17 protein-coding genes and 1 pseudogene are annotated in these 14,841 nt (G+C 40.3%); all 18 read left to right on the top strand.

Annotated elements, in window-relative coordinates; genetic code table 11:
* The first annotated feature begins 249 nt into the window (after positions 1 to 249).
* The 18 genes and pseudogenes from rpmH to atpH all read left to right on the top strand — a co-directional run bounded on the left by rpmH (position 250) and on the right by atpH (position 14,829).
* Complete coding sequence (gene rpmH / locus GQR89_RS21240) at positions 250 to 384, top strand: 50S ribosomal protein L34 (RefSeq protein ID WP_158772074.1); 135 nt, start codon at positions 250 to 252, stop codon at positions 382 to 384.
* Between the two features lie 9 nt (positions 385 to 393).
* Positions 394 to 756 carry a ribonuclease P protein component gene (gene rnpA / locus GQR89_RS21235; protein WP_158772355.1) on the top strand — a complete coding sequence of 121 codons (363 nt, stop codon included), beginning with the start codon at positions 394 to 396 and terminating at the stop codon, positions 754 to 756.
* Complete coding sequence (yidD, locus tag GQR89_RS21230) at positions 717 to 971, top strand: membrane protein insertion efficiency factor YidD (RefSeq protein ID WP_158772073.1); 255 nt, start codon at positions 717 to 719, stop codon at positions 969 to 971. The genes rnpA and yidD overlap by 40 nt, the downstream gene beginning before the upstream one ends.
* A 111-nt stretch (positions 972 to 1,082) precedes the next feature.
* Entirely contained in the window at positions 1,083 to 2,714 is a 1,632-nt protein-coding gene (gene yidC, locus GQR89_RS21225) for a membrane protein insertase YidC (RefSeq protein WP_158772072.1), read from the top strand.
* A 104-nt stretch (positions 2,715 to 2,818) separates the two neighbouring features.
* Positions 2,819 to 3,301 carry a YajQ family cyclic di-GMP-binding protein gene (locus tag GQR89_RS21220; RefSeq protein ID WP_158772071.1) on the top strand — a complete coding sequence of 161 codons (483 nt, stop codon included), beginning with the start codon at positions 2,819 to 2,821 and terminating at the stop codon, positions 3,299 to 3,301.
* Between the two features lie 8 nt (positions 3,302 to 3,309).
* Positions 3,310 to 4,693: pseudogene (gene mnmE / locus GQR89_RS21215) on the top strand (tRNA uridine-5-carboxymethylaminomethyl(34) synthesis GTPase MnmE).
* Between the two features lie 375 nt (positions 4,694 to 5,068).
* Positions 5,069 to 5,506: an FMN-binding protein MioC gene (mioC, locus tag GQR89_RS21210; RefSeq protein ID WP_158772354.1), complete on the top strand. Its 438-nt coding sequence runs from the start codon at positions 5,069 to 5,071 to the stop codon at positions 5,504 to 5,506.
* A gap of 2 nt (positions 5,507 to 5,508) precedes the next feature.
* The gene (locus tag GQR89_RS21205; RefSeq protein ID WP_158772070.1) at positions 5,509 to 6,183 is read left to right on the top strand and encodes a DnaT-like ssDNA-binding domain-containing protein; all 675 of its coding nucleotides are present in this window, start codon (positions 5,509 to 5,511) and stop codon (positions 6,181 to 6,183) included.
* 19 nt (positions 6,184 to 6,202) lie between these two features.
* Complete coding sequence (locus GQR89_RS21200) at positions 6,203 to 7,018, top strand: ATP-binding protein (protein ID WP_158772069.1); 816 nt, start codon at positions 6,203 to 6,205, stop codon at positions 7,016 to 7,018.
* A gap of 756 nt (positions 7,019 to 7,774) precedes the next feature.
* A complete protein-coding gene (mnmG, locus tag GQR89_RS21195; RefSeq protein WP_158772068.1) occupies positions 7,775 to 9,676 on the top strand; it encodes a tRNA uridine-5-carboxymethylaminomethyl(34) synthesis enzyme MnmG in 1,902 nt (633 codons plus the stop codon).
* Entirely contained in the window at positions 9,676 to 10,314 is a 639-nt protein-coding gene (gene rsmG, locus GQR89_RS21190) for a 16S rRNA (guanine(527)-N(7))-methyltransferase RsmG (RefSeq protein ID WP_158772067.1), read from the top strand. Before mnmG ends, rsmG begins: the two co-directional genes overlap by 1 nt.
* 111 nt (positions 10,315 to 10,425) lie before the next feature.
* Positions 10,426 to 11,214, top strand: coding sequence for a ParA family protein (locus GQR89_RS21185; protein ID WP_158772066.1), 789 nt, complete (start codon positions 10,426 to 10,428; stop codon positions 11,212 to 11,214).
* Between the two features lie 33 nt (positions 11,215 to 11,247).
* A complete protein-coding gene (locus GQR89_RS21180; RefSeq protein ID WP_158772065.1) occupies positions 11,248 to 12,120 on the top strand; it encodes a ParB/RepB/Spo0J family partition protein in 873 nt (290 codons plus the stop codon).
* Between the two features lie 101 nt (positions 12,121 to 12,221).
* On the top strand, positions 12,222 to 12,611 hold the full coding sequence (locus GQR89_RS21175; protein WP_158772064.1) for an ATP synthase subunit I: 390 nt from the start codon (positions 12,222 to 12,224) through the stop codon (positions 12,609 to 12,611).
* 45 nt (positions 12,612 to 12,656) lie between these two features.
* Positions 12,657 to 13,469, top strand: a complete 813-nt coding sequence (gene atpB, locus GQR89_RS21170; protein ID WP_158772063.1) for a F0F1 ATP synthase subunit A — start codon at positions 12,657 to 12,659, stop codon at positions 13,467 to 13,469.
* A 53-nt stretch (positions 13,470 to 13,522) separates the two neighbouring features.
* Positions 13,523 to 13,771, top strand: a complete 249-nt coding sequence (atpE, locus tag GQR89_RS21165) for a F0F1 ATP synthase subunit C (RefSeq protein ID WP_006994918.1) — start codon at positions 13,523 to 13,525, stop codon at positions 13,769 to 13,771.
* A gap of 39 nt (positions 13,772 to 13,810) precedes the next feature.
* On the top strand, positions 13,811 to 14,281 hold the full coding sequence (gene atpF, locus GQR89_RS21160; protein ID WP_158772062.1) for a F0F1 ATP synthase subunit B: 471 nt from the start codon (positions 13,811 to 13,813) through the stop codon (positions 14,279 to 14,281).
* Between the two features lie 14 nt (positions 14,282 to 14,295).
* On the top strand, positions 14,296 to 14,829 hold the full coding sequence (atpH, locus tag GQR89_RS21155; RefSeq protein ID WP_158772061.1) for a F0F1 ATP synthase subunit delta: 534 nt from the start codon (positions 14,296 to 14,298) through the stop codon (positions 14,827 to 14,829).
* Positions 14,830 to 14,841: the final 12 nt, after the last annotated feature.

The raw sequence follows: 14,841 nt of genomic DNA, 5'->3' as shown, positions 1-14,841 counted from the left end.
CAGATAGCTATACATTCAATATTTAGGCCACTATAAGCCGATATTAAAGATATTATTTTTATTTCTGTGGATAAATAGACTTCATTCCTACAACTTACCCAAAGACAAGCAAATTAGTCAAATGATCATTAATTACACAATGATCAAGATAACCGATTGACAAACGTCAGGCAGATCTCTAGAATTCAGCGTCCTTTTTGAGCATGTAAATGCTCATTTGTTTTTAACCTTATGTAGCGGAACTAGGTCATGAAAAGAACTTTTCAACCAAGTAATTTAAAGCGTAAGCGTTCACACGGTTTTCGTGCCCGTATGGCGACTAAAAATGGCCGCAAGGTTATTGCCAGTCGTCGTGCTAAAGGCCGTGCTCGTTTAACAGCTTAATAATTGAAAGTGGGTGAAAATCATTTTTCTCGGGAGTTAAGACTATTAACTCCCACCCACTTTGAATTTGTTTTCAAAAATGCAACCCCTGCCGTATCACCAAATCTAACATTACTTGCTCGACATAATGAAGGTCTCAATCCAAGACTAGGTATTACTGTTGCTAAAAAGCGAGTAAAGAAAGCTCACGACCGGAATCGTATTAAACGAATTGTTCGTGAAAGTTTTCGCAATCATCAGCAAAGCTTACCTAACATTGATATAGTAGTGGTCGGTAAAAGTGGGCTCGATAAGCTCTCAAATCAGGAACTATTCCTAGTTTTAAGTAAATTATGGAAAAAGTTAGCCAAGCGCTGCGAAAAATCCCAATAGGTTTGATTCGACTATACCAGCTATGGCTTTCACCACTGCTCGGGCAAAATTGTCGTTTTCATCCAACCTGTTCTTACTACGCAATTGAAGCGTTAAAAACTCACGGGATCCTAATGGGTAGTTGGTTAAGCATTAAACGCATATTAAAATGCCATCCACTACATTCAGGTGGAGTCGATTTTGTGCCCGAAAAGAAGAAGTACAATAAGCACTGAAATATTTGAATTTGCCATTCTACCAATATGGTTAAAATCATAAAAACGAATGAAGGTCGTCGCCTAGGCAATACGGCTTAAATTAATAATGTAGTTAATATAGAGTATTTTATGGAATCCCAACGCAGCTTTTTATTAATTGGCCTTGCCATGGTCAGCTTTCTTTTATGGCAACAGTGGCAAGTGGACTATGGTCCTCAACCTTTGCAACCAGTAGAAAGTCAACAAACAGTGGGTAGTGATGCTCCAACCAGCAATGGTGATGTTCCCATTGCCGCGCCGACAAACCAAAATGCGTTACCGACCCAAAGTGCAGTCGGTAAAGTCATCTCAGTGACAACTGATACGTTACAACTAAGCATTAATACCATTGGCGGCGACGTCATTTCGGCAAATTTGCTTAAATATCCACTTGAGCAGGGATCTGAAGGCACATATAGCTTGCTTCGCCCTAGCGGCCCTACTATTTTTGTCGCTCAAAGTGGCCTTGTTGGCCCTAATGGAATAGACAAAGGTACCAGACCTACTTATTCCGTCAGCCAAGATAGTTTTGTAATGCAAGGTGAAACACTCACAGTGCCACTGACCTACACAGCTAAATCAGGTTTAGTGGTAACAAAAGAGTTCGTTTTTAATAAAAATAGTCATGATGTAAAAGTCAATTATCATGTCGAAAACACTTCTTCAGACGTTAAAAGCGTTAAACAATTTGGCCAATTAAAACAAAGTACGCAGGACATAGGTGGCAGCATGTTTATGCCGACTTATCGCGGTGGTGCATTCTCTACTGAAGATGAGCGTTACGAAAAATATTCGTTTGATGACATGCAAGACAAAAATCTGAATCAATCAACACCGGCTGGTTGGGCCGCAATGATTGAGCACTATTTTGTTTCTGCCTGGGTACCGCCACAAGGCGAAACCAACAATATATATAGTAAAATGACTCAAGGTGGCAATGCTATTATCGGTTTTACCGGTCAATCTGTGGACATCGAGCCTGGTCAAAGTGTTGATATACAAAGCTCTCTTTATCTTGGCCCTAAAGATCAAGATACGTTAGAAGAAATCGCTCGCGGACTAGATTTAACTGTCGACTACGGTTTTCTTTGGTGGATTTCGAAGTACCTCTTCGCGTTCTTGCAGTTCATTCACAGCTTAATAGGTAACTGGGGTTTCTCGATAATCCTTATCACCATAGTCGTTAAAGGCGCGATGTATCCGTTAACGAAAGCACAATATGAGTCAATGGCGAAGATGCGCGCTCTTAAGCCTAAAATGGATGCATTAAAAGAACGTTACGGTGATGACAAGCAGAAAATGCAGCAGGCTATGATGGAAATGTACAAGAAAGACAAGGTTAACCCTATGGGTGGTTGCTTCCCTCTTCTTTTACAGATGCCAATTTTCTTAGCTTTATATTGGGTATTGCTTGAAAGTGTTGAATTACGTCACGCAGACTTTATCTTCTGGATAACCGATTTATCAGTTAAAGACCCGTATTTTGTGCTACCTATTTTGACAGGCATAAGTATGTTTTTACTACAGAAATTGCAGCCTATGACGATGACAGACCCCATGCAACAGAAAATAATGCAGTTTATGCCAGTTGCTATGAGCCTATTCTTCTTTATATTCCCTGCAGGCCTAGTACTTTACTGGTTAATCAGTAACCTCATTACGTTAGTTCAAGCGAAGATTATCTACGCTTCAATGGAAAAACGAGGACTGAAAACTAAGTAAGTTAATAAATATGATTAGCCCGCATCTTGTAACAATGAGATGCGGGCTTTTTTATATTTGTGCCTAGCATTACAATGTCCCCATTCAATCAATAGGAAAACACCATGCCCTCATTTGATATTGTTTCAGAGATTAAATTAGAAGAAGTACGAAATGCGGTGGATAACGCGAATCGAGAGCTTGCTACACGTTTTGACTTTCGCGGCGTCGAAGCAAGTTTTGAGCTTAAAGAAAGCATCGTTACTATGTCTTCAGACAGCGATTTTCAACTCAAACAAATGCTCGATATTTTACGTGGCACATGTGTCAAACGTGGTGTTGATACTGCTGCATTTGAAGAAAAAGATGTTCAGCATATAGGTAAAATATACAAGCAAGCTATCGCGTTTAAAGAGGGCATCGAACAGCCAGCCGCCAAGAAACTGATCAAACTAATCAAAGATGCCAAGATTAAGGTTCAGGCTTCCATTCAAGGCGATCAAGTTCGGGTAACGGGTAAAAAACGCGATGACTTACAACAAGTCATGGCGCTGGTAAAAGAAAACGACGTAGAACAACCCTTACAATTTACCAATTTTAGAGATTGAGCAAAACAGTGACCTTCCAGCAAGACAGTTCAAATCAAGACACCATCGTTGCGCAAGCAACAGCGAGCGGACGTGGTGGGGTTGGTATAGTACGAATTTCAGGCACTTTAGCGACCAAGGTAGCAGAACAAATTATTGGTCATGTCCCCCCTGTGAGATTTGCCCAGTATGTACCTTTTGTTTCAGCTGATGGTGAAGCCCTCGATCAAGGAATTGCGCTGTTCTTCAAGGCTCCCCACTCCTTCACTGGAGAAGATGTATTAGAACTGCAAGGACATGGTGGGCAAAGTTGTATTAGATATGATAATTAAAGCCACCTTACTTGTCCCTAACGTGCGTCTGGCGCGTCCTGGTGAATTTAGTGAGCGAGCCTATTTAAATGACAAATTGGACTTGGCTCAAGCAGAAGCAATTGCTGATCTTATTGATGCCAGCTCAGAACAAGCCGCACGAGGAGCTTTACGTTCATTACAAGGTGAATTTTCCACCCAAATAAATGACTTAGTTTCACTATTAATTCATCTACGTATGTATGTAGAAGCAGCTATTGATTTCCCAGATGAAGAAATCGATTTTTTAAGCGATGGCAAGGTTCAGCGAGATTTACAGGCTATAAATACTCAGCTTTGTTCGGTGAAAAATAAAGCTCAGCAAGGCAGTTTATTAAGAGAAGGCATGCGTGTGGTAATAGCTGGCCGGCCAAACGCTGGCAAATCAAGTTTATTGAATGCCCTTGCAGGTCGAGATGCGGCGATAGTAACTGCCATCGCTGGCACAACCAGAGACGTGCTAAAAGAGCATATTCATATCGATGGCATGCCACTGCATATAATCGATACAGCAGGCTTAAGAGAAAGCTCTGACGAAGTAGAACTAATAGGTATTGAACGAGCCTGGCAAGAAATAGAGCAAGCAGATCGCGTGTTATTTATGCTCGATAGCACTGAAACTAATGAAAGTGATCCTCATAAAATATGGCCCGATTTTATGAACAAGCTACCTCATAATATTGGATTAACGGTTATTCGAAACAAAGCGGACCTATCAGGTGAAACTATAGGTAAGACTAGCATTAACGGATATGACGTATTTCGACTTTCTGCCAGTCAAAAGCAAGGTATCGAAGCACTCGCAGAGCACTTAAAAGAGTGCATGGGTTTCCACGCATCCAATGAAGGACAATTCATCGCTCGACGACGCCACATTGATGCAATAGAAAGAGCCGAAGAACATCTTTTATTAGGAAAATATCAGCTTGAAGACAACCTTGCAGGTGAATTATTAGCTGAAGAATTGCGACTTGCCCAAGCGTATCTGAGTGAGATCACCGGTGAATTTAGCTCTGATGATTTGCTAGGAAAAATCTTTTCATCCTTCTGTATAGGGAAATGATAGAAATAGCGTTTTGAGCTTAATCAAAATTTCTATCACTAAAAGGCATACCATGTGTGGGATGCCTTAAATTTTTTCAGCTTTATATCAATGCCGTTGCCAGCTAATTTACTGCACATCAATCGACTCACCGACACTCCTAAGCTGCACAATATAGATCGATAAAATAATATTTAGTAGAAAATAAACGAAAATTAAATTAAGCATTAAGTAATATTTATTTAACTTTAAGTTAATTTAAACTAACTTAAAGTTAAATTAATATGCCTTCAATCTAACTTTTAATGAAACCTGATTAGGGCTTGAGTTAAGACGTAGTCGCGCCAATGTATGCAAGGTACAATAGACTTATTGAAAAGTGAGAAAAGCAACACCATGGTAGATTTCGAAATAATAGTAGGCAGTGTACTCGGTGCAAGTGAGTACGTAGCTGAGGCTTTAGAAGAAAAATTAATTGAGCATGAACTGACAGCTCAAGTTCATTTAGCACCAGACTTAATCGACATTGCACCTTGCGCAACTTGGATTATTTGTACATCAACGCATGGAGCCGGAGATTTACCGGACAATATTCATAAATTTGTGAAGCAAATTGAAGCGACTGATTTAACAGGCACTTCATTTTTGGTGGTAGGTCTTGGAGATAGCAGTTATGACACATTCTGCTACGGTGCATTAAAAATAGAACAAAAACTTAGAATGAGTGGCGCTAAATTAATAGCCCCAGCACTTAATATAGATGTACTAAATCAACCTATACCTGAGCATGCTGCAGTTCAGTGGTTAGAGACCTGGCTAAGAAGTAGAGGGTAACTTTGAATAAATGGCTAAATGAAGCGGAACAAAAAGCACTGAGTCAAGCTCTCAGTAACGACGCTCGAGTTTTATATTTATTGGGCTTAAAGCCGACTGTCGATTTAACAACAGGCAAGACGCCAGCTTTAAATTATAAACAGTTGTTAAGCATGCTTAATGCAAAAGAAAACAAGTTTACGCTAGGTCGTCAAGTTAATAGTCTTATCAAAGAGCTAAGTCAGGTCGAACTAATCAGTTTTATCGACGAAGTAGATTTAAATAAGAGCTTCAATGGCAAGATATTAATTTTACCATTATTGATGATTAAACCAGACGACTATACTCAGCTACATTTACAGTGGCAAAAGATGAGTCCAGACTGGTCTCCAAACTCAACTCTGTACCAGGATCTAACTAAACTCGTGGGTATTATCGATAATGAATTTTCGTCACACGAACTAGGCGATTTTGTCGCATATTGGTTGGGGCGACCACAAACACAATTTACCCAGTTTCAGTGGACCCAAAAATTCGTATTTAACGTAAAACAAAAGCGACTGGCCAAGAATATCAAAGCTATTCATAAAGTCGGTAGTCAAATTGTGACTGCAAAAGCTGGCGTGGTTGCAGACGAGAACGCGAAAAACTTAGTTGCTAAATACAGTAATAAAATCAAAACAACCTCCAACTCATGATCATCATCGGAATATTGCCATGAAAAGTTTGAAAGATAGAATCGAACAACTCGGTAAAACACTTGGTAGGAAACATATTCCTGAATCTTATACCGACTATAAATCTGTGAGATTAGAACATGAAGCCCTAGCAAACCGTGATGTGCGCCAATTACAAAAAGAAGGTAAGCGCAGTCGTATATTAGACCTACATGGACGTTCAGATTTGAATCCAAAATGGACGTTCGACAATTTAGTCGAAGACAGTGACGATGTAAAAGAGGCGATAAGTATTGCCCACTCATTCATTGCCGCACACGAAGATCCCGCTTGGCGTAAAAGCGGATCACACATGATGATCTTCTATGGTGATTACGGGCGTGGTAAATCCCACACTGCCGGTGCAATAGCTCACGAACTAATAAATCAGTATGAGATAACTGTTTTATATAGACAACTATCAACTCTATTGGAAATGCGTTTTTTCTCTTATGACTACAGCGCAACAGATAAAGCGGGCGAGAAATTTCGTGAAATAAACCAAGAGTTACTCGATGTGGATTTGCTAATTTTAGATGAGGTATGTGTAAACGAATCTGCTCTTAAAAAGAATGCACAAAGCTGGCTAGGCAACATACTCCGGCAGCGGTTAGCACATAATAAAAATTGTATATTGATTACTAATCATAACCTCGCTGATCTTGAAAAAGCCCTCGGTAGTTACTGTTTTGAGTCCATAAAGGAGTACGACACCTACAAAGTTCGTTTCGAAGGCCCTAGCCGCAGAAAAGAAATTATACCGACTCAAATCGAATCACACAGAGCGACAGGGTATCAACCAAACCAAGTTAAGTGACGATCGTTACTATATAAAATACAATTTTTTGATGCGCGTTTAACCAACAACAGACTTAAATAGGATCCTTTTGAAAGGATCCTGCTTAATTGGATCTCATTTACGATCCTTTAAATAGCAATTTTCAGCTTTTCTTACCATCATTTTCAGCTCAATAATGAACAAACCAAGTCGACGAAAGCCCTTTATTTATCCTGAACTGAGTCAATTTAGCTAGAAAATATGTTTATTTAGAAATAATTTAAATTTATTTTATCGTTGGATCCATCACTTATACACAAGATGATCGATGATCATGATCCAAAACCTAATAGTGTTAGATTACGGGTTATACAAAGAGATCTTAATTATTGTGATCACACTTTATACACAGTTAGATCAAACCTTATCCTTTAATGTGGACAAGATGCTGCATAACTACTGTATAATCGTTACATATCCACTTGATAAGAATCGACCAAGATCGCCCTGTGGATAAGATCGCTACTTACCCCCAAGCTATACAAAACAGATCAACGGATGATCACAACAAAACGTTGGCTGTAACTTACTGATATACAATAATTAAATTGACTTACACACCGATCCTTCGATCCCTAATAATAATAATAATAAGTAAAGATCTAAATAGATCTTATAAAGATTAGTGAAGATCGTACCGATCTTCTGAATAAATTTTAAGCATTTAACTTATGCTAAATAACATATAGAATATGTGCCCCTTTTTTGGGATATACATGATTGAAGAGGTTTTAAATGTTTTATCAAGATGAGTTTGATGTAATCGTAGTTGGTGGTGGTCACGCAGGCACAGAAGCGGCACTTGCGGCAGCACGCATGGGCTCAAAAACATTATTATTGACTCACAACATCGAAACCTTAGGTCAAATGTCATGTAACCCAGCAATTGGTGGGATTGGCAAAGGTCACTTAGTTAAAGAAATAGATGCGCTAGGTGGCACCATGGCAAAAGCTATCGACAAGGGCGGGATCCAATTTCGAACTTTGAATTCCAGTAAAGGCCCTGCGGTACGGGCTACACGAGCTCAAGCGGATAGATCTTTATACCGATCAGAAATCCGAAATATCATTGAACACCAAGACAACCTGACCATTTTTCAGCAATCATGTGATGATCTGATCGTAGAAAACGACAGAGTTACAGGCGTAGTAACCCAGATGGGTTTAAAATTCCGTGCTAAAACCGTAGTCATCACTGTTGGTACTTTCCTAGGTGGCACAATTCATATTGGGATGGAAAATTACAAAGGGGGACGTGCAGGAGATCCCCCATCGATTGCGTTAGCAGATCGCTTGCGTGCATTGCCATTTCGGGTTTCTCGTTTAAAAACAGGTACACCTGCGCGTTTAGACGCTAGAACACTCGATTACAGTGTGATGCAAGAGCAACTTGGAGATACCCCTACCCCGGTATTTTCGTTTATGGGCAAAGTCGAAGACCATCCTCGACAAATTGCCTGTTACATCACGCATACTAATACTAAAACCCATGATATTATTCGCGGAGGTTTAGACCGCTCGCCAATGTATACCGGCGTCATTGAAGGTATTGGCCCACGTTATTGTCCATCAATAGAGGACAAAATTAATCGTTTTGCTGATAAAGATTCTCACCAAATCTTTGTTGAACCTGAAGGTCTAAATAGCATTGAAGTTTACCCTAATGGGATTTCAACTAGCTTACCCTTTGATGTTCAATTCGCCTTGGTGCGTTCGATTAAGGGCTTTGAAAATGCACATATTATACGTCCGGGCTATGCGATCGAATATGATTTCTTCGATCCTAGGGATCTAAAACAAACTCTAGAAACAAAATTTATCAAAGGATTGTTTTTCGCCGGACAAATTAATGGCACTACAGGCTACGAAGAAGCAGCGGCACAAGGTTTAGTTGCTGGAGCCAATGCTTCCCTACAAGCTAAAGGTCAGGAACCACTGATCTTACGTAGAGACGAGGCCTATATGGGAGTATTGATTGACGATCTGGCTACCATGGGTACAAAAGAACCCTATCGCATGTTTACCAGCAGAGCTGAATATCGTTTGTTACTTCGAGAAGATAACGCTGATATCCGGTTAACGGCGAAAGGTCATGCGTTAGGCTTGGTTGACGAAGAACGTTGGCAAGCATTCAATATTAAGCTTGAAGCTATCGAGCTTGAACGTCAACGTTTACGTGATACTTGGGTTTATCCTAAGCACGCATCGGCAGAAGCGCTTAATCCATTATTAAAGAATCCTCTAAGCAAAGAAAATACCTTAGAAGACTTGATTAGACGCCCAGAAATGACTTATGAAACCTTGATGAAGGTGACGGATTTTGGCCCTGGGATCGCGGATCCTAAAGCGGCCGAACAAGTCGAAATACAGATCAAATACGCGGGCTATATTGAACGTCAGCAAGATGAGATCGCTAAATCACGTAAGAATGAAAATACCTTGATCCCAATTGACTTCGATTATGGTCAAATTTCAGGATTGTCAAATGAAGTGGTGGCAAAACTTAGTGATGCAAAACCAGAAACGTTAGGTAAGGCATCACGTATATCAGGTATAACTCCAGCGGCTATTTCTTTGCTTCTAGTTTACTTAAAAAAGCATGGTCTACTAAGAAAGTCAGAGCGTAAAACGGCCTAATGTCAGACAATACAGAATATTTAGTTAATTTATTAGTTGGCCACGTAAGCAAAATTGATTTGCAGGTTAGCGAAATCCAAATACGTAAGTTAGTAGGGTTTGTACAGTTGCTGCAAAAATGGAATAAAGCTTACAATCTGACGTCAGTACGAGATGCTGAATCAATGTTGCTAAAGCACATTATGGATTCTATCGTAGTTGCTAGTCATTTGAATCAAAGCCATTACATAGACGTTGGCACAGGCCCTGGTTTGCCAGGGATCCCGCTAGCGATCATGCTTCCCGACACACACTTCATATTGCTAGATAGTTTAGGTAAACGTGTTCGGTTTATGAAACAAGTAGCTTATGAGCTTAAGATCGATAATATTATGCCCGTTCAATCAAGAGTCGAAGACTTTGTTAGTCCCCATCAGTTAAATGGTGTACTAAGCCGTGCTTTTGCTTCGTTGAATGATATGTTGAGTTGGTGTCAGCACTTAATCGATGAAAAGGGGTCATTTATTGCTCTTAAAGGGCAGTTACCTCAACAAGAGATAGATGAATTACTTGCAGGCTTTACGGTGGCGAATGTTATTCAATTACAGGTACCAGAATTAGACGGCGAAAGACATTTAATTAAGATTGTTAAGTGTTAATCGAGCATTCCCTTTTAGCGGCAAAAGCTTTATCTTCTGCTAGATAATTTTTTCACTACGTGTATCTGTTCTACGTAACTGATACGCCATATATACGACTGGAATACTATTTTGGGAAGAGTCATTGCAATTGCCAATCAGAAAGGTGGCGTAGGTAAAACTACTACTGCGGTGAACGTAGCTGCTTCAATGGCAGCTACCAAGCGTAAAGTCTTATTGATCGATTTAGATCCACAAGGTAACGCCACCATGGGAAGCGGTGTTGATAAGTATGATACACCTAATACTTGTTATGAGTTATTGATCGAAGAAAAACCTTTCAAAGAAGTCGTTATTACAGAAACAAGCGGTAAATACGATCTTATTGCCGCTAATGCTGACGTGACTGCTGCTGAAATTAAGTTGATGGAAGTATTTGCTCGAGAACTGCGCTTGCGAAATGCGTTAGCTTCTGTGCGTGATTACTATGATTTTATTTTTATTGATTGCCCTCCTTCGCTAAATCAATTGACGGTCAATGCCATGGCTGCTGCAGATTCGGTTCTCGTGCCGATGCAGTGTGAATATTACGCACTTGAGGGCCTGACAGCATTAATGGATACCATTAAAAAACTGGCTTCTGTGGTAAATCCTGCATTAACAATTGAAGGGGTGTTACGTACAATGTACGATCCACGTAATCGCCTTGCTAATGACGTATCGGAGCAGCTTAAGCGCCATTTTGGTGAACAAGTATACCGTACAGTAATACCGCGTAATGTTCGTTTGGCTGAAGCTCCTAGCTTCGGTACGCCAGCAATGTACTATGATCGCTCTTCTACAGGATCTAAAGCTTATTTGGCACTTGCTGGTGAAATACTTCGACGTAGCAAAAAAGATACCGTCGCGAAAGTTAGTTAACTCAATATTAATACCGGTTGAATAGAGAAATACATGTCAGTGAAAAAAAGAGGATTAGGGCGAGGTTTAGATGCATTATTGGCGACTAGTCAAGCATCACGTAATGCTGAAGGTCAGCAAATACAACATACCGACAGTGAATTACAACAACTAGCCATCGAGTTCCTTAAGCCTGGTAAATATCAACCCCGTAAAGATATGTCATCTGACGCACTGGAAGATTTAGCCTCATCTATCCGTTCTCAGGGTATAATTCAGCCGATTATTGTACGTACCGTTGGTAACAACGAATTTGAAATTATTGCGGGCGAGCGTCGCTGGAGAGCATCCCAACTGGCTGGTTTAGAAACCGTCCCCTGTTTAATCAAAGATGTGCCCGATGAAGCGGCTGTTGCGATTGCTTTGATTGAAAATATTCAACGTGAAGATTTAAATGCCATGGAAGAAGCTCAAGCACTTGAGCGTCTGATGAATGAATTTGAATTAACTCACCAAGAAGTCGCTACCGCCGTTGGCAAGTCTCGCACTACAGTGACTAATTTAATGCGTCTAAATAATCTTCACGAAGATGTAAAATTATTACTCGAACACGGCGATATTGAAATGGGCCATGCTAGAGCACTGCTCGGCCTTGACGGTGATTCGCAACTAGAAGCAGCACATATAGTGTCTGGCAAAGGTTTAACCGTTCGCGATACCGAAAATTTAGTGCGTAAATTTCTTGAACCAGCTAGCCCAAAAGTAGATAAAAAACTTGATCCTGATGTAGAGCGTTTACAAGATAAGTTGTCGCAAAATTTAGGCGCACCAGTACAAATTGCCCATAACGCCAAAGGCAAAGGTAAAGTAGTTATAAATTTTTCTAGTTTAGATGAATTAGACGGAATTTTGTCGCACATAAAGTAATGTTACAAATAGGCAGACGAAATACCCTTTTCAGTTGTAAATTCGTCGCAGATAAGTATACTTTCGGCGCTTTTGAAGGTATCAGCAAGTAGAGGAATAAGTTGATAGCGAGTTTAACCGCATCGGGTCGAGAGTTGGCAAAACACATTTTTTATTGCCAAGTGATTGTTATTATCGTCCTAAGTGTATTTTTCGCGGTATTTTTTGGTCATAACTCGGCTATATCATCTCTGTTGGGCGGTGTTATTTGTATGTTGCCCAGCGCCATATTCGCCTATTTTGCATTTAGATACGCTGGTGCCAGTAAAAATAAACTGGTCGTGCAACAATTTAATAAAGGCTCAAAACTCAAATTTTTCACCACTATCATTTTTTTTATTGTGGTTTATCAATGGAAAGACGTACAACCGCTGCCATTGTTGTTGAGTTATGTAGTGACCTTAGTTAGCCAGTGGCCAGCAATATTATTTTTAGGTCGCGTTAGAGATTAACGAGACTAATACAAATTTTTTAACTTTACATACTTGGGTGGCAAAATGGCAGGATCTGCTGGCGAACAAACCATTAGTGGTTATATTCAGCACCATTTAACCAATGCAACTGTTGGCGAAGGTTTCTGGACCTTTCACGTCGATACACTAGCTTGGTCGGTGGTACTTGGATTAGTCTTTATTTTGAGCTTTCGCGCGGTCGCGAAAAAAGCAAGCGCAGGCGTGCCAGGCAAATGGCAAGCATGTGTTGAACTGATCGTCGAGTTTGTTGACGACACAGTGAAAAGTACATATCACGGTAAAAGTAAATTAATCGCACCTTTGGCATTAACCATTTTTGTATGGGTATTGCTGATGAACTTAATGGATTTAATACCGGTAGATTTTCTTCCTGTTTTGGCATCATTAATAGCAGGCGAGTCTATGGATGTTATTGCCGCTGGCCAATCTCATACTTATATGAAAGTAGTACCAACCACTGACGTAAACATGACCTTCGCGTTGTCTTTGGGTGTATTCGCACTTATGATTTTTTATTCGATAAAAATCAAAGGTGTTGGCGGTTTTTTGAAAGAGCTTTATGCTCACCCGTTTAATACGCCTTGGTTGTACTGGTTTAACTTTATTCTAGAGACGGTATCTTTGATTGCTAAGCCATTGTCCTTATCACTACGTTTGTTCGGTAACTTATACGCCGGCGAGCTGATATTTATTCTTATTGCAGGAACCCTAGGTGTTTGGCAGTTGCCAATTCACTTTTTATGGGCAGCATTTCACTTGTTAATTATTCCATTACAAGCGTTTATATTCATGATGTTGACCATCGTGTATTTAAGCTTAGCAAGTGAAGAACACTAGTTTTACAACGTTTTATTTTTTTAACATTAACTTAAACACAAAGGTGAAAATCTATGGAAATCTTAGGTAATCTTTATATCGCAGTTGGTATTTTGATAGGACTATGCGCATTGGGCCCAGCGATTGGTTTCGGACTACTAGGTGGTAAATTTCTAGAGTCTGCTGCTCGTCAACCTGAGCTAGCGCCTCAACTACAAGTTAAAATGTTCATTGTTGCTGGTCTTATAGATGCAATCGCAATGATCGGTGTAGCAATCGCTCTTTTCTTATTGTTCGTTGAAAGCGCGAAGTTTGCTGTTTAAGCACCTAACTAGACAATAACGAATATAGGAGGAGCGGTTTTGAATATCAATGCCACTCTATTTGGCGAACTTCTAGCATTTATTTTCTTCGTGTGGTTTTGCATGAAGTTTGTATGGCCCCCAATTATGGGCGCAATAGAAGAACGTCAAAAGAAAATTGCTGATGGTCTTGCTGCGTCTGAACGCGGCGAAAAAGATCTAGAACTAGCTCAAGATAAAGTAACTGAGCAGTTAAAAGAGGCGAAAACTCAAGCAGCTGGAATTATCGAGCAGGCTAAGAAGCGTGGTACTCAAATTGTTGATGAGGAAACGCAACGTGCCCACCAAGAGCGTGAGAATATCATTGCTCAAGGTCATGCTGAGATCGAAGCTGAGCGTAACCGTGCAAAAGAAGATTTGCGTAAGCAAGTCGCAGCGTTAGCTGTTGCCGGTGCTGAGAGAATTCTTGAGCGTCAAATTGATGCAGCAGCGCAAAGTGACATAGTTGCAAAACTTGTCGCCGAGCTATAAGGGGAATTTGAGCTATGTCTGAATTGACTACCATTGCTCGCCCTTACGCAAAAGCTGCGTTCGATTATGCGGTTGAGCAGAAAATTATCGCGGGCTGGCAAGAAATGCTGGTCTTTGCAGCGCAAGTCGCGGTCAACCCTGATATTAAAAATTTAATGTCTGGGGCTGTCGCGCCTGATTCGCTAGCAGAGATTTTTAATAAAGTCTGTGGTGAGCAACTCGACCAACATGGTCAGAACCTAGTAACGGTTTTGGCTGAAAATAAACGTCTTCAAGCGCTTCCTGAAATATCTGTTTTGTTTAACGAATTCAAAGCTGAATTCGACAAAGAGATCGATGCTGATGTTATATCAGCAAGCGAACTTAATGCTAAACAAAAAGCCGATATTAGCGCAGCCCTTGAAAAGCGTCTTGCACGAAAAGTTAAGCTTAATTGTAGCGTCGACCCTACGCTGATTGCCGGAGTAGTTATTAAAGCCGGTGATACAGTGATTGATGGATCGGTTAAAAGTAAATTAAACCGTCTCACAGACGCGTTACAAGCATAACGGGGAAAAGAG

Origin of the sequence: Paraglaciecola sp. L1A13 (assembly GCF_009796745.1) — a bacterium.
Classification (GTDB): domain Bacteria; phylum Pseudomonadota; class Gammaproteobacteria; order Enterobacterales; family Alteromonadaceae; genus Paraglaciecola.
This window is presented reverse-complemented; position numbering and strand designations above follow the sequence as displayed.